A 20,248-nucleotide genomic window follows, 5' to 3' on the forward strand; every position below is an offset into this window, starting at 1 on the left:
AGGTCGAGATTGCGATGAGCACTCGATGAGTACGCGATGAGTACGCCCATGAACTAGCGACGGTCCGGACGCAACCCGGACCTCAGAGGAGCGAAGTGGCTAAGGTCCGGGTCTACGAACTCGCCAAGGAGTTCGGTGTCGAGAGCAAGGTCGTCATGGCCAAGCTCCAAGAGCTCGGTGAATTCGTCCGTTCGGCGTCTTCGACGATCGAAGCGCCCGTAGTACGCAAGCTGACCGACGCGTTCCAGCAGGGTGGAGGCAACGGCAAGTCCGGTGCCAAGCCCGGCGCACCCAAGAAGGCCGCGCCCAGGCCCGCGCCGTCCCCGGCGCAGGCACGTCCGGCAGCACCGCGGCCGCCGGCCGCACCCAAGCCCCCCGCGGCGCAGCAGCCCGCGGCCCCGTCGGAGCCCGCTCCGGCGACCTCCGGTCCGCGTCCGACGCCGGGGCCGCGCCCCGCGCCGCGTCCGGCACCGGCGGCCCCGGAGTTCCAGGCCCCGCCGGCCGCCGCTCAGGCTCCGCCGGCCGCCGCTCAGGCTCCGCCGGCCGCCGCTCAGGCTCCGTCCCCGGCTCCGGCCGGCCCGAAGCCCGGCGGCGCGCGTCCCGGCGCCCCCAAGCCCGGCGGTCGTCCCGCCGGCCAGGGTGGTCAGGGCGGCCAAGGCGGTCAGGGCGGCCAGGGTGGTCGTCCGGCCGGTCAGGGCCAGCGTCCCGGTGGCGGCGGTCAGCGTCCGGGTGGACGCCCGGCCGGTCCGCGTCCGGGTAACAACCCCTTCACCTCCGGTGGCTCCACCGGTATGGCCCGCCCGCAGGCACCCCGCCCGCAGGGCGCGCGTCCCGGCGGCCCCGGTGCCCCCGGCGCCGGTCCCCGTCCCCAGGCCCCCGGTGGCCAGGGCGGTGGCGGCCCCCGTCCGCAGACTCCGGGCGGGCAGCGTCCCTCCCCGGGCTCGATGCCGCGTCCGCAGGGCGGTCCCCGTCCCGGCGGCGCAGGCCCTGGTGGTCCGCGTCCCAACCCCGGCATGATGCCGCAGCGTCCGGCTGCCGGTCCCCGCCCCGGTGGCGGTCCCGGCGGTGGCCGTGGTCCGGCCGGTGCAGGTGCCGGCCGTCCCGGCGGCGCTCGTCCCGGCGGCGGCGGCGGCTTCGCCGGTCGCCCGGGTGGCGGCGGCGGTGGCGCTCGTCCCGGTGGCGGCGGCGGTTTCGCCGGTCGTCCCGGTGGTGGCGGCGGCTTCGCCGGCGGCGGTGGCCGTCCCGGCTTCGGTGGCCGTCCCGGCGGTCCCGGTGGTCGTGGTGGCACGCAGGGCGCCTTCGGCCGTCCCGGCGGTCCGGCCCGTCGTGGCCGCAAGTCGAAGCGGCAGAGGCGCCAGGAGTACGAGGCCATGCAGGCCCCGTCGGTCGGCGGCGTGATGCTGCCTCGCGGCAACGGCGAGAGCATTCGCCTGTCGCGCGGTGCCTCGCTCACCGACTTCGCGGAGAAGATCAACGCCAACCCGGCGTCGCTCGTCGCGGTCATGATGAACCTCGGCGAGATGGTCACCGCGACCCAGTCCGTCTCCGACGAGACGCTCCACATGCTCGCCGGCGAGATGAACTACACGGTTCAGATCGTCAGCCCGGAGGAGGAGGACCGCGAGCTGCTCGAGTCCTTCGACCTGGAGTTCGGCGAGGACGAGGGCTCCGACGAGGACCTGGTGGTCCGTCCGCCGGTGGTCACCGTCATGGGTCACGTCGACCACGGAAAGACCCGTCTGCTCGACGCGATCCGCAAGACGAACGTCGCCTCGGGCGAGGCCGGCGGCATCACCCAGCACATCGGTGCCTACCAGGTCGCGACCGAGGTCAACGACCAAGAGCGCAGGATCACCTTCATCGACACCCCGGGTCACGAGGCGTTCACCGCCATGCGTGCCCGTGGTGCGCGGTCGACGGACATCGCGATCCTGGTCGTCGCGGCCAACGACGGCGTCATGCCGCAGACGGTCGAGGCGCTCAACCACGCCAAGGCGGCCGAGGTCCCGATCGTCGTCGCGGTCAACAAGATCGACGTCGAGGGTGCCGACCCGACCAAGGTGCGCGGTCAGCTGACCGAGTACGGCCTCGTGGCCGAGGAGTACGGCGGCGACACCATGTTCGTCGACATCTCCGCCAAGCAGGGTCTGCACATCGACAGCCTCCTGGAGGCCGTCGTCCTCACCGCCGACGCCTCGCTCGACCTGCGGGCCAACCCGACGCAGGACGCGCAGGGCATCTCGATCGAGTCCCGGCTCGACCGCGGCCGCGGTGCCGTGGCGACCGTCCTCGTCCAGCGAGGCACCCTGCGGGTCGGCGACACGATGGTGGTGGGCGATGCCTACGGCCGCGTGCGCGCCATGCTCGACGACAACGGCAACAACGTCGCCGAGGCCGGCCCGTCGACGCCGGTCCAGGTCCTGGGCCTGACCAACGTCCCGGGTGCGGGCGACAACTTCATCGTCGTCGACGAGGACCGTACGGCCCGTCAGATCGCCGAGAAGCGCGCCGCCCGTGAGCGCAACGCCGCGTTCGCCAAGCGCACGCGCCGCGTGTCGCTGGAGGACCTGGACCAGGTGCTCAAGGCCGGCGAGATCCAGCAGCTGAACCTGATCATCAAGGGTGACGCGTCCGGATCGGTCGAGGCCCTCGAGTCCTCGCTGCTCCAGCTGGACGTCGGCGAAGAGGTCGACATCCGCGTCCTGCACCGTGGCGTCGGTGCGGTCACGGAGTCCGACATCGACCTGGCGATGGGCTCGGACGCCATCGTGATCGGCTTCAACGTGCGCGCCGCCGGGCGGGCACAGCAGATGGCCGAGCGCGAAGGGGTGGATGTCCGGTACTACTCGGTCATCTACCAGGCGATCGAGGAGATCGAGGCGGCCCTCAAGGGCATGCTCAAGCCGGAGTACGAAGAGGTCGAGCTCGGCACGGCGGAGATCCGCGAGGTCTTCCGCTCGTCCAAGCTGGGCAACATCGCGGGTGTTCTCATCCGCTCCGGCGAGGTCAAGCGCAACACCAAGGCGCGCCTCCTCCGCGACGGCAAGGTCATCGCGGAGAGCCTCAACATCGTCGGTCTGCGTCGCTTCAAGGACGACGTCACCGAGATCCGCGAAGGCTTCGAGGGCGGTATCAACCTCGGAAACTTCAACGACATCAAGGTCGACGACGTCATCGCGACCTACGAGATGCGCGAGAAGCCGCGGGGATAACACCCCACGGTGTGTGCCGGCCGGCGGGACAGCTGTCCCGCCGGCCGGCACACGTGTCCGGGGACGGGCACAGGTACGGGGCACGGAACCGGGGGCCGGGCCGGGTACGCTCACCGGCCGGGTCCACGGAGCGTAATATCCGTCGATCGGCCCGCCCCTTCGATGTACGGTTCTGATGTCCCTGCCCACCACGGACGGCGGGGACGCCGATCCCGTACCGGCGGGTGAACCGGTTGTACATGTATGTGGGGACGCTGTCCTTCGACCTCCTCCTCGGCGACGTCAGGTCGCTGAAGGAGAAGCGCTCCGTCGTCCGCCCGATCGTCGCCGAGCTCCAGCGGAAGTACGCGGTGAACGCGGCCGAGGTGGAGCACATGGATCTTCATCGCAGGGCCGTCATCGGCCTGGCGGTGGTGTCCGGCGACACGGCGCACCTGACCGACGTACTGGACCGGTGCGAGCGGCTGGTCGCCGGGCGCCCCGAGGTGGAGCTGCTGTCCGTCAGGCGGCGCTTCCACGGCGAGGACGACTGACGAATCCAGACTCCGGGAACCCGGAGTTCCGACCACTCAGATCAGGAAAGAACGGGAGACGGACCAGTGGCCGACAACGCGCGGGCGAAAAGGCTGGCGGACCTCATCCGAGAGGTGGTGGCCCAGAAGCTGCAGCGCGGGATCAAGGACCCGCGGCTCGGCACGCACGTCACCATCACGGACACCCGGGTCACGGGTGACCTGCGGGAGGCGACCGTCTTCTACACGGTGTACGGGGACGACGAGGAGCGGAAGGCCGCCGCGGCGGGCCTGGAGAGCGCCAAGGGCATCCTGCGCTCCGAAGTGGGCCGGGCGGCGGGCGTGAAGTTCACGCCGACCCTGGCGTTCGTCATGGACGCGCTCCCGGACACCGCGCGCAACATCGAGGACCTCCTCGACAGGGCGCGCCAGTCCGACGCCAAGGTGCGGGACGCGTCCGCGGGCGCCACGTACGCGGGCGGGGCCGACCCGTACCGCAAGCCCGAGGACGCAGAGGACCTCGAAGCCCTCGAAGACGCCGGGACGGACGACACCGCCGAATGACCCAGAAGCACACCACGCCCGACGGCCTTGTCATCGTCGACAAGCCGTCGGGCTTCACTTCGCACGACGTGGTCGCCAAGATGCGCGGCATCGCCCGGACCCGCCGCGTCGGCCACGCGGGCACTCTCGACCCGATGGCGACGGGCGTCCTCGTCCTCGGCATCGAGCGGGCCACCAAACTCCTCGGCCACCTCGCGCTGACCGAGAAGGAGTACCTGGGCACCATCCGGCTCGGGCAGGACACTCTCACGGACGACGCCGAGGGCGAGATCACCTCGTCGACGGACGCCTCCGGGGTCACCCGCGAGGCCGTCGACGCCGGGGTGGCCAAGCTGACCGGTGCCATCATGCAGGTGCCGTCCAAGGTCAGCGCCATCAAGATCGACGGAGTGCGCTCCTACAAGCGGGCCCGCGAGGGCGAGGAGTTCGAGATTCCGGCCCGGCCGGTCACCGTCTCCTCGTTCACCGTGTACGACGTCCGCCCGGCCGTCGCCGAGAACGGCACCCCGGTGCTCGACCTGGTCGTCTCCGTCGTCTGCTCCTCCGGTACGTACATCCGTGCCCTCGCCCGCGACCTGGGCGCCGACCTGGGCGTCGGCGGTCACCTCACGGTGCTGCGCAGGACCCGCGTCGGCCCGTACAAGCTGGACGCGGCCCGCACCCTCGACCGGCTCCAGCAGGAACTGACCGTGCTGCCGATCGCGGAGGCCGCCGCGGCGGCCTTCCCCCGCTGGGACGTCGACGCCCGGCGCGCCCGGCTGCTCACCAACGGCGTGCGCCTGGAGATGCCCGAGGAGTACGAGGGCACCGGTCCGGTGGCCGTCTTCGACCCCGAGGGCACCTGCCTCGCCCTCGTCGAGGCGCACCGGGGCAAGGCCAAGAGCCTGGCGGTCTTCGGCTGACGGCCGGGCGGGCCGACGGGCCGATCATCGGCAGACCCAGGGAGCGCGGCCGGTCCGGCGGGCCGGTGGACCTCACCGGCCCGCCACCCGGGCCGGCACACCGCTCAGTGGTACGCCCCGGTGAACGGCCTGATCGGTCCGCCGCGCGGTGAGCCGTGCCTGCTCACCGCGTGACCGGCGTTGTCGCCGGGTTTTGCCGACGTGACCGGCCGACCGGGTTCGTCGGCATGGCCGGTCCGGCCGTGCGATCGGCCGTATCGGTTTCGCCGGTTTCATCGGCCGGCCGGCTTGTCCGGCCGACCTGCGGTGCGACCGTCCCGTGGTTCCACCGGCGTGCTCCTTTGAAGGCCCGGCGGGCCCGAGGGGTCCGACCGAGCCGTGCGGGCCGTGCGGCCCACCGTTCCCACCAGCCGTCCGGCGCCGCAGGGTCCGCCGTGGAGCGGCGTCACGGGGACTGCATGCCACCGCTCCACGGTCCCCCTCGGTTCCCCCGCCTCCAAGGTGTATCCACTGGTGACCGTCCTTTCACCCGTAAGTGCAGGCGCTCGGAGTGAACGGGGGGAGCGGAAGGGGGCGCGTTTGCCGAGGGTGCCGTGCCGCCGATCACCCGGCCCTACTGTCGGGCCGAGGCAGTCGAAGGCACAGCACGAAGACACGGCATGAAGGTTCGACGATGACGTCGCGCGACCCGTCCCGTCATGAGCGGGACACGCTCCACGCCCCGGCCGGCCGGAGCCCGGGGGAGGCCCCTCGGGCCCGGCGGGAGCCGTTGCCCACCGATGTCCTCGTCCGTGTCCAGGACCTCGACGGCCGCCCGCGCGGTCTCGCCTTCCCCGCCGACCACCACGGCACGCTGATCACCAGCCACGAGGCCGTCGACGCTCTCCCCGGCCTGGTCCTGCACGCCCCCGGCGACCGCCACCGCGTCGTGGGAGCCGACGCCGTCACCCCGCTGCCCGAGCTGGGCCTCGCCCTCGTGCACGCCGAAGGGCTCGGCGCCGAGCCGCTGCCCGTCACCGCGCGGGACCGCTTCGACAGCGGCGCCTACGTGCGGATCGCCGCCGGGTGCTGGCGCGAGGCGCGCGTACTCGGCGCGACCACCGTGACGTACACCACCACCGAGCGCTGCCACACCCTCGACGACGCGCTGGAGCTCGCCATCGGCACCACCGGCCGTGACGCGCTGCGCACCGGCGGCGGAGCGGCCGGCGGCCCGGTGCTCGACGCCGCCACCGGCGCCGTCCTCGGCGTCCTCGGCACCGCGCTCCGCGCCGATGGCCGCGACGGTGGCTTCGCCGTGCCGCTCCGCTCCGCCCCGGGCCCCCTCGCCGCCCTCCTCGCCGAGAACGCGGCGACGGTCCCGGCGTACGGCACCGACCTCAATCTCGCCGGAGTGCTGGAACTCACCGCCACCTCGGTCGGGCAGGACGGCCCGTCGGGCGCCCTCGCCCCCGGCGACGTCGTTCCGGTGGAACGGGCCGCCGTCACCGCGGAGTTCACCGCGTTCGAGCGCGGCCCGGCCGCGGTCCTCGGCCTCGTCGGACCGCCCGGCAGCGGCCGTACGACGGAACTCGCGGCGCTCGCCGCCCGCCGCCACCGCGCCGGCAACCCCACGTTGTGGCTGCGCGGCGCCGATCTGCGGGAGGACGACCTCTCCGTCGCCGACGCGGCCCGGCGGGCGCTCGACCGGGCCGCCCGCATCATCGCCGCCTCCCGCACCCGGGCCCCGGCCGGACCCGAAGGCCTCGGCGACACCGGCCCGGCCCGCCTCGCCGACCTGGCCCGCAGCGCCGGCCGCCCGCTGCTGCTCCTCCTCGACGGTCCCGAGGAGATGCCGCCCGTCCTGGCCGGCCACCTCGCCCGGTGGAGCGACGGGACGGCACGGTGGCTGCGGCGGACCGGGGCGCGCCTGGTGGTGGGATGCCGCGCGGAGCACTGGGAGAGCGCGGGCGCGCTCCTCCCGGCGGAGCTGCTGCACCGGCACCGGGGCGGGCATCGAGGCGGGCCCCCGGGGGGATCCCCGGCCGAGGGCCTTCCCGCATGCGTGCGTCTCGGCGACCTGACCGCCGACGAGGCCATCGAGGCACGGGCCCGCTACGGCATCCCGGAGGGCTCCCCGGCCGACACCCGGCACCCGCTGACACTCCGGCTGCTCGCGGAGGTCAGGGCCGCTCTCGCCGATGCCCCCGACGCGCCGGACGCCCGCACGGACCGCCACGATGTCCTCTCCGCCCACCTGGACCTGATGTGCCTGCGCGTGGCCGTACGCCTCGCCGCCGAGAGCGGGCTGAGGGGTACCGCCGTACGCCGGCTGGCCGCCAGGGTCTCCGGGCAGGTGCACGAGGCCGCCCGGCGCAGCCTCGGCCCCGGGCAGGGGGAGCTGGACCGGGAGGCGTTCGAGGCGGTGTTCCCGTGGGGGCCCGCACCGGCCGGGCTCGGCGGCGGCACCGGCTGGGCCCACGCCGTACTCGCCGAGGGCCTCCTCGTCCCCGCCGGGACCGGCTACCGCTTCGCCCACGAGGAACTCGCCGACTGGCTCCAGGGCACCCATCTGGACCTGGACGGGGCCCTGCGTGCCCTGGTCCACGGCAACCCCGGCGCCCACCACGACCCCGACACCACCCCCGTGCCGCACCACCGCGTCGGGTCCGTCGTCCAGGCCATGCTCCTGCTCGCCCGGCAGCACGGCACAGGCCCGCTCGCCTCCCGGCTCGCCGACCTGGTGCACGCCCTCGACGCCGGGACCGGCTCCTGGTGGGCCGCCCGGCTGCTCACCGAGACCCTCGCGCGCGTGCCCGACGCGAGGCCCTACACCGGGGTGCTGCGGCTGCTGGCCGACCGGATCGTGGCCTGGCGGCAGCAGCGGCGGCCGGTGCCCGGTGAGCTGGGCCCCGCCTTCTGGACCGCTCTCCCCCTACCTCTGGAGACCGGCTTCGAGCTGCTGCGCGGACTCGTCCACGCCGACGGCCCTCCGTGCGAGGCCGGCCCCCGGTTCCTGGACGCCGCCTCCCGCCTGTTCAGTGCCGACCCCGTCGCCGTGCTTCCGCACCTCGTCCGGTGGTTCGAGGACGAACGACCGCTGCCCGCCACCCCGCACGCGACGGTCGCGACGGCGGCACAGGCACTGCTGCACACCCACCGGCACCGCGCCCCGGACACCCTGACCGAGGCACTCGCCGACAGCCCGCACCGGCGGGCCGGACAGCTGCTCGGCGTGCTGGCCGAGGAAGACCCTTCGGTGGTGTGCCGGGCCGTCGGCCGCTGGGCGCGCGACGAGCGCCCCGCCCGCCGCGCGGCAGCGGTGGCCTACGGGCTGCTGGCCGCACCGCACGCCCGTGACGAGACCGACCGCACCCTGCTGCGGTACGCGGCCCTCGCCCTGCTCGTACGTACCGGCGACCGCGCCCTGCACGGCGGCGCGCTCGCCCTGCTCGTCCAGGACCCGAGCAGCGGGGGCCGCCACCTCGCGCGGGCTCTGGAACACTTCGCGGCCGGCGGCCCGTACGTCCCGCCGAGCGGGCCGGCCTGCGCCCTCGCCCCCCGCCCGGAGGCAGTCCTCGACGCCTTCCGGGCGAGGCTCGCCCGGCCGGGCGCCGGCGGGACACCGGACGCCCCCGCCGAGGTGCCCGTTCCCACCAAGGCGGATGCCGACACCGACATGCCCAGCCTGCCCCCCCGCATCGCCGCGCTGGTGAGGGCGGCGGTGGAGTGGCGACCGGACCTCGCGGGACAGCCGGCCGCGTACGCGGACCGGAGCCCGGGCCAGGAACCGGCCGACCGCGACGTCCTCCTGCCCCTGCTCACCGGCCTGCTGGACGCCGGACCGCAGCCGCTGCGGGCCGCCCTCGCCGCTGCCCTCGCCGAGCCCGGCACCCCCGCCTCGCGCCCCCCGCGCCGCGAACCGCTGGATCCGCTCCTCCCCCGCGACCACGGCCCCGGCCTGCCGGCCGCGGTGCTCGGCGCCGCCGCCCGCCACGCCGGTGACCCCCGCCACACCGGCGACTCCGCGGGGACCGGCGACCCCGCGCGCGAACTCGTCCACCACACCGGGCTGCTCCTCGTCCACACCCCCGGGGGCGCCGCCCGCTTCGACCACGTCCTGACCGACCTGGGGCGGCACGTCCCGGGCTTCGCCGCCGCCCTGGCCCACTGGCTGGCGGACGCGCCCCAGGAGTGGGCGGACGTGGTCGGACCCGGCGCCCGGCGGATGATCGAGACCCGGGCGGGAGCGGGCGTCCCCGTCTGAGCCGCGACCGGGAGTGCACAGCGTCACAGCGCCGGAGCGCCGATGCCGATGCGAGCCGACGGCGGTCGGCATGGCACCCTTAGACCTGCGCAGGAGAAGTCCACGGACTCGGCCCGACAAGGTTTCGACAAGGAGCAGGCAGTGCAGCGCTGGCGTGGCATGGAGGACATCCCCCAGGACTGGGGGCGCAGCGTCGTCACCATCGGTTCCTACGACGGAGTCCACCGAGGGCACCAGCTGATCATCAGGCACACCGTGGACCGGGCCCGGGAACTGGGCGTCCCCGCGGTCGTCGTCACCTTCGACCCGCACCCCAGCGAGGTCGTCCGCCCCGGCAGCCACCCGCCGCTGATCTCCCCGCATCACCGCCGCGCGGAACTCATGACCGAGCTCGGTGTGGACGCGGTCCTGATCCTCCCCTTCACCACGGAGTTCTCGAAGCTGTCGCCGGCCGAGTTCGTGGGCAAGGTCCTGGTCGACAAACTGCACGCCAAGGCGGTCGTCGAGGGCCCCAACTTCCGCTTCGGCCACCGGGCCGCGGGCACCGTGGACTTCCTCGCGGAACAGGGCAAGATCTACGACTTCGAGGTCGAGGTCGTCGATCTGTACGTGAGCGGTGAGGCCGGCGGCGGCGAACCGTTCTCCTCCACACTCACCCGCCGCCTGATCGCCGAGGGCGAGGTCGAGGGCGCCGCCGAGATCCTGGGCCGCCCGCACCGGGTGGAGGGCGTGGTCGTCGGCGGCGCCCGGCGCGGGCGCGAACTGGGCTTCCCCACCGCCAACGTCGAGACGCTCCCGCACACCGCCATCCCCGCCGACGGCGTCTACGCGGGCTGGCTGCACGCCCAGGACGAGGCCATGCCGGCCGCGATCTCCATCGGTACCAACCCCCAGTTCGGCGGCACCGAACGCACGGTCGAGGCATACGCCATCGACCGCGTCGACCTGGACCTCTACGGCCTGCACGTCGCCGTCGACTTCCTCAGCTTCGTCCGCGGCCAGGCGAAGTTCGACTCGCTCGAGGCGCTGATGGAGCAGATGGCCGCGGACGTCAGACGCTGCAAGGAACTGGTGGCAGCGGCCGAACGGCCGTAGGCACGTACACCGGCCCTTCATGCGCGGGTCACGTACACCGGCCCTTCATGCGCGGGTCTCCATGCTCGGTCCTCACGCGCGCAGCGGCGGGGCGGAGGGCCCGGACGGGTCCCGGGCCTCACGCGCGTGGGCCCAGTGGCAGGCCACCCGGCCGGCCGCGCCCTCGCCTCCGCTCCCACCTCCGCCGTCGAGGATCTCCAGGTCCCGGGTCCGGCACGCGTCCGCGACGCCCGCCTGGTCCGCCTCCCCGTCGAGCAGGATCCGGCAGCGTGCGTGGAAGCGGCAGCCTCCTGGAACACGGGTCGGATCCGGGGGCTCACCGCTCAGGACCACCGGGTCGCCCGGCGCTTCCGGAAGCACCGACAACAGGGCCTGCGTGTACGGGTGCCGGGGTGTGGTCAGCACCTGTTCCACCGTCCCGGTCTCCACGATCCGGCCGAGGTACATCACCGCGACCCGGTCGGCGATGTTCCAGGCCAGCCCGAGGTCGTGCGTGACCACCAGCGCGGACAGGCCCAGCTCGGCACGGAGCCGGAGCAGCAGGGCCAGGATCTCGCCGCGTGCGGAGGCGTCCAGGGAGGCCACCGGCTCGTCCGCGACGAGGAGCTCGGGCTCCAGGACCAGCGCGCCCGCGATCACCACCCGCTGGCGCTGACCGCCGGACAGCTCGTGCGGACAGCGCAGGAAGAAGCGCTCCGGCGGCCGCAGCCCGGCCCGTGACAGGGCCTCCGCGACCGTCGCACGCTCGTCACCGCCGTACCCGTGGATGCGCAGCCCCTCGGCCACCGCGTCGTACACCGTGTGCCGGGGGTTGAGCGAGCCGCTCGGATCCTGGAGGACCAGCTGGACCCGTTTGCGGTACGCCTTGAGGGAACGGCCGGAGTAGTCGAGCGGCCGCCCGTCGAAGGAGATGTGCCCCGCGGTCGGCTCGACCAGGCCCAACAGGGCGCGGGCCAGGGTCGTCTTGCCGCAGCCCGACTCGCCCACCAGGGCGACGATCTCACCGGGCCGGATGCCGAGGTCGACACCGTCCACCGCGCGGGCGGGACCGGCACCGTGCCGGCCAGGGAAAATGACCCGTACTCCCCGGGCGCTCAGCAGCGGGGAGCCGGTGGGGGAGCGGGAGGGTTCCGAGGGGCCGGGGGCGGCAGCGGGGGAGACCGTCATGGGGTGATGCGCCTCACTTCCTCCAGGGGAGCCAGGCCTCCTGGCTCCTCGGCCGCGTCCTGCGCGACCCGTACGCACGCCGCCCGTCGTCTCGGCCCCGCCGCCCGCAGCGGCTGGTCGTCCACCGCGCAGGACTCCAGGGCCACCGGACAGCGCGGATGGAACGCGCACCCGGCCGGCAGCGCCGACGGGTCCGGCGGGTCGCCCGCCAGGCCGCGCGGCGCGAAGCGCGACGCCGGGTCGCCGATGCGGGGGAACGCCGCCGACAGAGCACGGGCGTACGGGTGCCGGGCGTCCCCGTACACCTGCCGGGCCGGGCCCTCCTCCACCACCCGGCCCGCGTACATCACCGCGAGCCGGTCACAGGTGTCGGCGAGGACCGCCAGATCGTGGCTGATCATGATCAGGCCCACGTCCCGGCCGGCCACCGACTGCTGGATGAGCCGCAGGATCTGCGCCTGGATCATCACATCGAGCGCGGTGGTCGGCTCGTCCGCGACGATCAGCATCGGATCGCAGGCCAGCGCCATCGCGATCATGACGCGCTGACGCTGACCGCCGGACAGCTCGTGCGGGTGGTCGGCCGCCCGAGCGGCCGGCAGGCCGACCTGCTCCAGCAGCTCGCCGGCCTTCTTCCGGGCCCCCGACGGGGTCGCCTTCCGGTGCAGCAGCAGCGGCTCGGCGATCTGGTCGCCGATGCGGTGCACGGGGTTGAGCGAGTGCATCGCACCCTGGAACACGATCGAGGCCCCGGCCCAGCGGACGGCCCGCAGCCGGCCCCACTTCATGGCCAGCACATCCTCGCCGTCCAGCAGGACCTCCCCGCCGGTCCGCGTTCCGGACGGCAGCAGCCGCAGCAGGGCCAGCGCGAGCGTCGACTTGCCGCAGCCCGACTCCCCGGCGATGCCCAGTTTCTGCCCGGCCTCCAGACTCAGGTCCACCCCGCGCACCGCGGCGGCCCCGCCCGCGTACGTCACCGTCAGGTCCCTGACGTCGAGCAGGCTCAACGGGACACCCCCAGCCTGGGGTTGAGGACGGACTCCACGGCACGCCCGCAGAGCGTGAACGCCAGTGCCACCACGGCGATCGCGATGCCCGGCGGTACCAGGTACCACCAGTGCCCGGCGCTGATCGCACCCGCTTCCCGCGCGTCCTGCAGCAGCCCGCCCCACGACACCACCGTCGGATCACCCAGCCCGAGGAACGCCAGGGTCGCCTCCGCCAGGATCGCCGCGGAGATGATCAGGGTCGTCTGCGCCAGCACCAGCGGCATCACATGGGGCAGCACATGGCGCGACATCACATGCCGGTGGCCGCCGCCCAGCGCCCGCGCGCGTTCGATGTACGGCCGGGTCTCCACCGCCAGGGTCTGCGCGCGCACCAGCCGGGCCGTCGTCGGCCAGGTCGTGACCCCGATCGCCACCACGATCGTGACGAGCGAACGGGACATCACGGTGGTCAGCGCGATCGCCAGGACCAGCGTGGGCATCACCAGGAACCAGTCGGTGACCCGCATCACCACCGTCGCGTACCAGCCCCGGAAATGTCCCGCCGTCACTCCGATCAGGGCACCGATCGCCACCGACAGCACGGCGGCGAGCAGCCCCACGAGCAGCGACACCCGCGTACCCCAGATCACCAGACCGAGCAGATCCCGTCCGAACCGGTCGGTGCCGAAGGGGAATTCGGTGCTCGGGTGCTCCAGCGGACTGCCCGGCGCATCCGTCACGTTGTCCACGTCGGAGCCGACCAGCAGCGGAGCGGTCACGGCCGCCAGCGCGAACAGCAGGAGCACGGCCAGGCCCACGACGCCGGACCGATGGGTGCGGTACTGCCGCCAGAACCGTGCCGTCGAGGCCCTGCGCCGCCGCCACGCGAGCGTGCGCGGACCTCCCGCGCCTCCCGCGCCTCCCGGGGCGGTCGGTGCGGTCGCCGGCGGAGCCGCCGGGGTCCCGGTCGTCGTGCCCTCGTCCGTCGTCATCGGCCCACCCGGGGATCGAGCAGCGGATAGATCAGATCGGCCAGCGTGTTCATCACGATCACCGCGGCGGCGAACACGAAGAAAAGCCCCTGGACCAGCGGCAGATCGGGCACGCTCAGCGCCTGGTAGAACAGCCCGCCGAGCCCCGGCCAGGAGAAGACCGTCTCCACCAGGATCACCCCCGCCACCGTCCGCCCGAGGTTGATGAAGATCAGCGTCACCGTCGGCAGCAGCGCGTTGGGCACCGCGTGCCGGCGCCGGACCAGGTCGTCACGGAGCCCCTTGGCGCGCGCGGTGGTCAGATAGTCGCTGCCCATCTCGTCCAGCAGCGCCGACCGCGTCACCAGCAGCGTCTGCCCGTACTCCACCGCCACCAGTGTCACCACCGGCAGGACCAAGTGGTGCGCCACGTCCAGGACCTGGGCGAAGCCCTCCTCGCCGCCCGACTCCATGCCGCCGGTGGGGAACAGCCCAGGAACGGGCCCGATGCCCACCGACAGCGTGGTGATCAGCAGCAGCCCGAGCCAGAAGGACGGGATGGAGTAAAGGATCAGCGCCAGCCCTGTGTTGACCCGGTCCCCGAGCCTCCCGTGCCGCCACGCCGACCGGGTGCCGAGCACGATGCCGAGCGCCGTGTAGAGGACGAAGGCCGTACCGGTGAGCAGCAGGGTGTTCGGCAGCGCCTCGGTGATCTTGTCGACCACCGGCGCGTTGAACTGGTACGACGTTCCCAGATCACCCGTCAGCGCCTTGCCGCAGTAGTCCGTGAACTGCTGCCACAACGGCAGGTCCAGCCCGAACTCCCGGCGATAGGAGGCGAGCTGTTCGGCCGACACCTGACGGCCGCCGGTCATGAACTTCACCGGGTCGCCCGGGATCAGCCGGAAGAGGAAGAAGCTGGTCACGAGGACGGCCAGGAGGGAAACGGCCGCGCCGGCCACCTTGCCCGCCATGTACCGCAGATACACGGTGGCGGCGCGGGCCCTCGGCCCGCGGGAGGCCGCCGGTCCGTCCTTCACCGGACCGGCGGCCTCCCGAGCGCCCTCGACGGAAGCGGATGTCGCGTCGGCGGTCATGAGTGTCCGTTCGCCCGTCTACTCGCGGTCCCCGGCCGTGGCCCGCCGCCGCATCGCCACGAACACCCCGAGGCCCGCGAGGACGACGACACCTGCGACGATCCCGACGACCACACCCGTCGACGACGAACCGCCGGAACCCTCACCGGAGTCCGCGGGTACCGCCGACCACCAGCTCCAGTAGCCGTCCTGGCCGTAGATGTTGCCCGCCTTCGAGGGCATCGTGGTGATCGACTCGATCTGGTCGGTGCGGTACGCCTCGACCGCGTTCGGATACGCCATGACGTTCATGTACCCGAGGTCGTACAGCCGTGACTCCATCTGCTGGACGATGTTCGCCCGTTCGGCGGGGTCGTACTCGGCCAACTGCCGTGCGTACAGCTCGTCGTACTTCTTGTCGCAGATGAAGTTGTCGGTCGCGCCGGTGTCCTCGGGTGTCGCCGGGAGCGCCCCACAGGTGTGGATCGACAGGACGAAGTCGGGGTCGGGGTTGACCGACCAGCCGTCGAAGGCGAGATCGTACTCACCGGCGAGCCAGGGATCGGTCACGTTGTCCAGGCAGTCGAGCGTGACCCCGATGCCGAGATCGCCCCACCACTCCTCGAGGTACTTGCCGATGGCCTTGTCGTTCGGGTCGGTGGCGTGACACAGGATGCGGTAGTTCAGCGGCTTGCCGTCCTCGCCGACACGCCTGCCGTCCCCGTTCCTCTCGAAGCCCGCCTCATCGAGCAGCCGGGCCGCCTTCTCGGGGTCGTGGGCAAGCTCCTGGCCGGCCGACGGCTCCCAGAAGTACTGCGCGTAACGCGGCGGGATGTAGCCCGCGCCGTTCACCGCGTGGCCCTGGAACACCTTGTCGACGACGGTCTTCCGGTCGACCGCCATGAACAGTGCGTTGCGCACCCGCTGGTCCAGCAGCGAGGGATGCCCGTCGCCCATCTTCTCGCCGTTCCTCGCCCGCGCCCCCGGGTTGGTGGCGAGGGCGTAGAAGCGGCGGCCGGGCGCGTCGTTGACCTTGATGTTCTTCTCGTTCCCGAGCGAGGCCGCCTGCGCCGGAGTCAGGGACGGCGACCCGGCGACGAACGACACCTCACCCTTGCGCAGCGCCGACACCGCCGCGTCCTGGTCCTTGTAGTACCGGAAGAGCAGCTCGTCGAACTTCGGTGCCCCGCGCCAGAAGTCCTTGTTGGCCTCCAGCCGGACATAGCTGTCGGCCTTGTAGTCGGTGAGGACGAACGGTCCGTTGCCGACGACGGGGAAGTCCTTGTCGTTGTTGAACTTCGAGAAGTCGTCGACCTTCTCCCACACATGCCTGGGCACGATCGGCACGTCCAGTGCCGTCATGGTGGCCTGCGGTTCCTTCAGCCGGATGACCAGCTCGGTCGGGCTCGGCGCCGTGACCTCCTCGAAGTTGGCGACGAAGCTGCCGTTCGCCGTGGCCGCGCCCTCGTCGGTCATCATCGTGTTGAACGTCCACGCCGCGTCCTCGGCGGTGGCCTGTTCCCCGTCCGACCACTTCGAGTCGGAGCGGATGGTGTACGTCCAGGTCAGCTTGTCCGGGGACGACTTCCACCGGGTGGCCAGGCCCGGGACGACATGGTTGTCCTCGGGGTCGTAGTTGGTCAGATACTCGTACGTGAGCCGGTGAATGCTCGTGCTGAGCAGCCGCACCGCGAGGAACGGGCTGAGCGAGTCGACGCTCTGCGCCACCGCGACGGTCAGCGTCCGCTTGCCGTCGTCGGCCGCCCGGGCCTGCCGCGGCGCCGGATCGAGCGGGGTCGCGAGCCCGGCGGTGAGGGCGAGCGCGGCCGCGCCGGCCGCCCTGGCGAGCCGTACGCGGCGAGGGGCCGCACCCCGCGTACGGCTCCGGTGCCGGGTGCGGGTGCGCCTGGTGTCGTGGTGACCGCCGTACTGATCGTTCGTGTCCATAGGGTCGCTGACCTCGCGTCATCACTCGCACGGGAAGGACGGGCTGATCAGGTGAGTGCTGAGTGTCTACCAGCGGTATCTGCGGCCGTCAACGGCGCACACACCCCACGTGGCCTGCGAAAAAAGCGAATTGACGAGCCCTTTGCACCCATTGGTCGAGACCACTGAAACGCTCCTGGCCAGCGCCTGACGCCGTGGTACGACCCGGAAACGGGAGCGGCCCGCACCGCGTACGAACGGTGCGGGCCGAAAACGGGACCGGCCCCTCGAAAGGGGCCGACCGGGTGATGCGCGCGGCAGCTACTGCTGCGGAGGCGGCCCTTGCGGAGGAGGCGTCTGTCCGCCGCCGGGCTGACCGTGCTGATCCGGTCCACCCGACTGCGGATAGCCGTAGCCGGGCGTCTGGGGGTACGGCCGGCCCGGGGCCGGTTGCGGGTAGGGCTGACCGGGCTGCGCCGGGGGCTGACCGTGACCCGGCTGCGGGTAGGGCTGACCGGGCTGCGCGGGGGGCGGAGCGTACGGCTGCCGGCCGGGCTGCGGCTGCGGCGGAGGCTGCTGGGGAGGCGGGGCCTGCTGAGGGTGCGGTGCCTGCCGGCCCGGGTAGGGCGAGCCCGGGGCGTACTGGCCCGGGGTGTGCTGACCGGGAGCGTACTGGCCCGGCAGCGGCGGGGCGGCGACCGGCGGCGGGTTGCCGTCGGAGGTCCACAGGCCGTGCGACTGCTGGTGCCGGACGAAGTCCTCGGCGACCAGTGACGCGAGGTTGAAATACGCTTCCCGCACCTTCGGCCGCATCATGTCGAGGTCGACCTCCGCCCCGGCGGCCAGATGCTCGTCGAACGGTACGACGATCACGCCACGGCACCGTGTCCGGAAGTGCGACACGATGTCGTCGACCTTGATCATCTTGCCGGTCTCGCGCACACCCGAGATGACCGTGAGCGACCGTGAGACGAGATCCGCGTACCCATGGGCCGACAGCCAGTCCAGCGTCGTACTGGCGCTGCTCGCACCGTCCACGGACGGCGTCGAGATGATGATGAGCTGATCGGCCAGGTCCAGCACGCCGCGCATGGCGCTGTAGAGCAGACCCGTACCGGAGTCGGTCAGGATGATCGGGTACTGCTTGCCCAGGACGTCGATCGCCCGCCGGTAGTCCTCGTCGTTGAACGTCGTCGAGACGGCGGGGTCGACGTCGTTGGCGATGATCTCCAGACCGGAGGGCGCCTGCGAGGTGAACCGCCGGATGTCCATGTACGAGTTGAGGTGCGGGATCGCCTGCACCAGGTCACGGATGGTGGCCCCGGTCTCCCGCCGCACCCGGCGGCCGAGCGTACCGGCGTCGGGGTTGGCGTCGATCGCGAGGATCTTGTCCTGCCGCTCGGTGGCGAGCGTGGAGCCGAGCGCGGTGGTCGTGGTCGTCTTGCCGACACCGCCCTTGAGGCTGATCACGGCGATCCGGTAGCAGGACAGCACCGGAGTGCGGATCAGCTCCAGCTTCCGCTGCCGCTCGGCCTCCTCCTTCTTGCCGCCCAGCTTGAAACGCGACCCCCCTGCCGTGGGACGGCTGCTCTTGGCCTTCTGCTTCCTGCTGTTGAGCAGCCGGTCCGACGACAATTCCACCGCCGCCGTGTAACCGAGCGGCGCGGCACCGGGGTTGGTCTGCTGCCGCTGGTCGTGCCGGATGGGCTGCGGCCAGGCGGCCCCGGTACGCGGATCGACGGGCGGCTGCGCCTGCGGGGGATGAGGCGCGGTGTGCTGAGGCGGTACGGCAGCCTGCGGGTTCTGCGGCGGCTGGGACTGCTGGAGCGGGAACCCCTGCTGCGGAGCCTGAGGTTGCTGCGGGTGCGGGTGTGGGGGCACTCCGGGCTGCTGTGGGTGCTCCTGCGGCGCCGGCGGCTGCTGGGGGAATCCGTAACCACTCGGCTGGGCCGGGGGAGTCGGGGTGGCCGGGGCGGGACCGGCGGGCGGGAAGCCGTAACCGGCCTGGGGGCCGGGGCCGGGGAGGGGCGCGCCCGGCTGGGGGAAGCCGTATCCGGTCTGCGGAGCCTGCGGTTGCTGCGGCTGCGGGGGCATTCCGAGCTGCTGTGGGTGCTCCTGCGGCGCCGGCGGCTGCTGCTGGGGGAATCCGTATCCGGCCTGCGGAGTGGGCGGTTGCGGCTGCTGCGTGGGCGGGGCGGGTGCCGGGTGCGGTGGCGTCGGTCCGTCCAGCGTGTTCCAGGCGGCGGGCGCGGGCTGCGGCGCCTGCGGCTGGAAGGGAGGCTGCGGCGGCTGCTGGGCAGACACGCCGGCGTCTTCCGGCCGCGCCGGTGCGGGAGCGACCGGTGCCGGGGGTGTTGCAGGAGGAGTCTGCGGCGCCTGCTGCGGCTGGGCCGGCCACTGGCTCGCAGGCGCCGGTGCGACGGGGTGCGACGGGGGCGGCACGACCGGCGGCGCCGGGGGAGTCCAGGCCACCGAGGCCGAGGTGCCGGACGAGGCAGGTACGGAGTCCTCAGGCGCGCGGGGCGCGCCGGTCGCGCTGGCCGCGGAGAGCACCGCGTCGGCCACAGGTTCGTCGCTCACCGGCTTCGCGTCCCCGGGCTCGGGCGCTTCCGCCTCGGCCCCGGGTTCCGTCCCCGGCTTGCCGAAGTCGTCGTTCGTGGCGTGCTCGTCGCCTTCGTCGGCCTTCGCAGACGATTCGGAGGCGTCGGCGATGTCGGTGTCCCCGTCCTCGGCGCCGTCAGCAGCGAAGGGGGCGGAGGCAACGGCGGGCTCGTCGTCCTGGACGTCGTCCCTGAGTTCGTCCGTGTCTCCGGCGGGCTCGTCGTCGCCGGTCAGGCCATGTTCACCGGCGGGCTCCGACCGCGTTTCCGGCCCCGCGTCCGCCTCGGGCGCGGCTTCGGCCTCGGCCTCACGGCTCTGGATCTCCTGCTTCAGCGCGGCGGCGGAGAGGCGGATGGTGGCACCGCTCTCGAGGTCACCGCTGCCGGAGTCCCGGCCGAACCCGCTGACCGGAAGATCCGGCACAGCCGCAGGAGGAACAACAGAGCCCGGCTCGGGCGTGGGAGCCGACTGCGGCTCCGGCTCGAACCCGCTGCCCATCGGGAGCCGTGGCACGGCTCCCGGCCCCCCGGACGGAGGAGCCGGCGGCGTGAACGGCGCGCCCGGCGCGGGCGCGGGCGGTGCAAAGGGCGCGCCCGGCGCGGGCGCGGGCGGAGCGAAAGGCGCCCCTGATGACGGCGCCGGAGGGGACGAAGGCCCCGGAGCACCGACCGCGTGCGGCGGCGGAGTCAACCCGGGCAACGGCGGAACAGGCCCTGGGGAAGCGGGAGGAGAGTACGAGGTGCCGGCCCTCGAATCCGCCCCCGCCTCCGTCCTCGCCCCTGACTCCGGCTTCGGCTCATAACTCCCCGAAGCGTTCTGCGTGTACCAGGCCGGCGGCGCGTAGTCGATGGTGAACTCGCCCGTCGTCTCGACGGCGGACTCCGCATCGGGCTGGCCATCGCCGGGTGTCGCCCAGCCCCCGTGCGTCCCGTCCCGATCGCTGCTCACAGTTCCTCCTGGTGTGGTCGAACATCCTCACGCCGTGCT

The 20,248-nt window shown here is 73.1% G+C and carries 12 protein-coding genes; 6 read left to right on the plus strand and 6 right to left on the minus strand.

The window, feature by feature from the left end; genetic code table 11:
• Positions 1-95 precede the first annotated feature (95 nt).
• From infB to V4Y04_RS27095, 6 genes are all read left to right on the plus strand, one after another.
• Positions 96-3,212: a translation initiation factor IF-2 gene (gene infB / locus V4Y04_RS27070; protein WP_332430944.1), complete on the plus strand. Its 3,117-nt coding sequence runs from the start codon at positions 96-98 to the stop codon at positions 3,210-3,212.
• A gap of 239 nt (positions 3,213-3,451) precedes the next feature.
• Positions 3,452-3,745 carry a DUF503 domain-containing protein gene (locus tag V4Y04_RS27075; protein WP_332433017.1) on the plus strand — a complete coding sequence of 98 codons (294 nt, stop codon included), beginning with the start codon at positions 3,452-3,454 and terminating at the stop codon, positions 3,743-3,745.
• Positions 3,746-3,811: 66 nt separating this feature from the next.
• Positions 3,812-4,288, plus strand: a complete 477-nt coding sequence (gene rbfA, locus V4Y04_RS27080) for a 30S ribosome-binding factor RbfA (protein ID WP_332430946.1) — start codon at positions 3,812-3,814, stop codon at positions 4,286-4,288.
• Complete coding sequence (gene truB, locus V4Y04_RS27085) at positions 4,285-5,190, plus strand: tRNA pseudouridine(55) synthase TruB (RefSeq protein ID WP_332430947.1); 906 nt, start codon at positions 4,285-4,287, stop codon at positions 5,188-5,190. The genes rbfA and truB overlap by 4 nt, the downstream gene beginning before the upstream one ends.
• A gap of 673 nt (positions 5,191-5,863) precedes the next feature.
• Positions 5,864-9,436, plus strand: a complete 3,573-nt coding sequence (locus V4Y04_RS27090; protein ID WP_332430948.1) for a serine protease — start codon at positions 5,864-5,866, stop codon at positions 9,434-9,436.
• Between the two features lie 141 nt (positions 9,437-9,577).
• The gene (locus V4Y04_RS27095) at positions 9,578-10,531 is read left to right on the plus strand and encodes a bifunctional riboflavin kinase/FAD synthetase (protein ID WP_332430949.1); all 954 of its coding nucleotides are present in this window, start codon (positions 9,578-9,580) and stop codon (positions 10,529-10,531) included.
• A 72-nt stretch (positions 10,532-10,603) separates the two neighbouring features.
• On the opposite strand, the gene V4Y04_RS27100 is transcribed toward V4Y04_RS27095, so the two are convergent.
• The 6 genes from V4Y04_RS27100 to V4Y04_RS27125 all read right to left on the minus strand — a co-directional run bounded on the left by V4Y04_RS27100 (position 10,604) and on the right by V4Y04_RS27125 (position 20,209).
• A complete protein-coding gene (locus tag V4Y04_RS27100; RefSeq protein ID WP_332430951.1) occupies positions 10,604-11,698 on the minus strand; it encodes an ABC transporter ATP-binding protein in 1,095 nt (364 codons plus the stop codon).
• Positions 11,695-12,705, minus strand: coding sequence for an ABC transporter ATP-binding protein (locus tag V4Y04_RS27105; RefSeq protein WP_332430952.1), 1,011 nt, complete (start codon positions 12,703-12,705; stop codon positions 11,695-11,697). The genes V4Y04_RS27100 and V4Y04_RS27105 overlap by 4 nt, the downstream gene beginning before the upstream one ends.
• Positions 12,702-13,679, minus strand: coding sequence for an ABC transporter permease (locus V4Y04_RS27110; RefSeq protein WP_332430953.1), 978 nt, complete (start codon positions 13,677-13,679; stop codon positions 12,702-12,704). Before V4Y04_RS27110 ends, V4Y04_RS27105 begins: the two co-directional genes overlap by 4 nt.
• Entirely contained in the window at positions 13,676-14,755 is a 1,080-nt protein-coding gene (locus V4Y04_RS27115; RefSeq protein WP_332430954.1) for an ABC transporter permease, read from the minus strand. The genes V4Y04_RS27110 and V4Y04_RS27115 overlap by 4 nt, the downstream gene beginning before the upstream one ends.
• An 18-nt stretch (positions 14,756-14,773) precedes the next feature.
• On the minus strand, positions 14,774-16,681 hold the full coding sequence (locus V4Y04_RS27120; protein WP_332430955.1) for an ABC transporter substrate-binding protein: 1,908 nt from the start codon (positions 16,679-16,681) through the stop codon (positions 14,774-14,776).
• A gap of 300 nt (positions 16,682-16,981) precedes the next feature.
• A complete protein-coding gene (locus V4Y04_RS27125) occupies positions 16,982-20,209 on the minus strand; it encodes an SCO5717 family growth-regulating ATPase (RefSeq protein WP_332430956.1) in 3,228 nt (1,075 codons plus the stop codon).
• Positions 20,210-20,248: the final 39 nt, after the last annotated feature.

The organism is Streptomyces sp. P9-A2, from assembly GCF_036634175.1.
In the GTDB taxonomy this organism is placed as follows: Bacteria; Actinomycetota; Actinomycetes; order Streptomycetales; family Streptomycetaceae; genus Streptomyces; species Streptomyces pratens.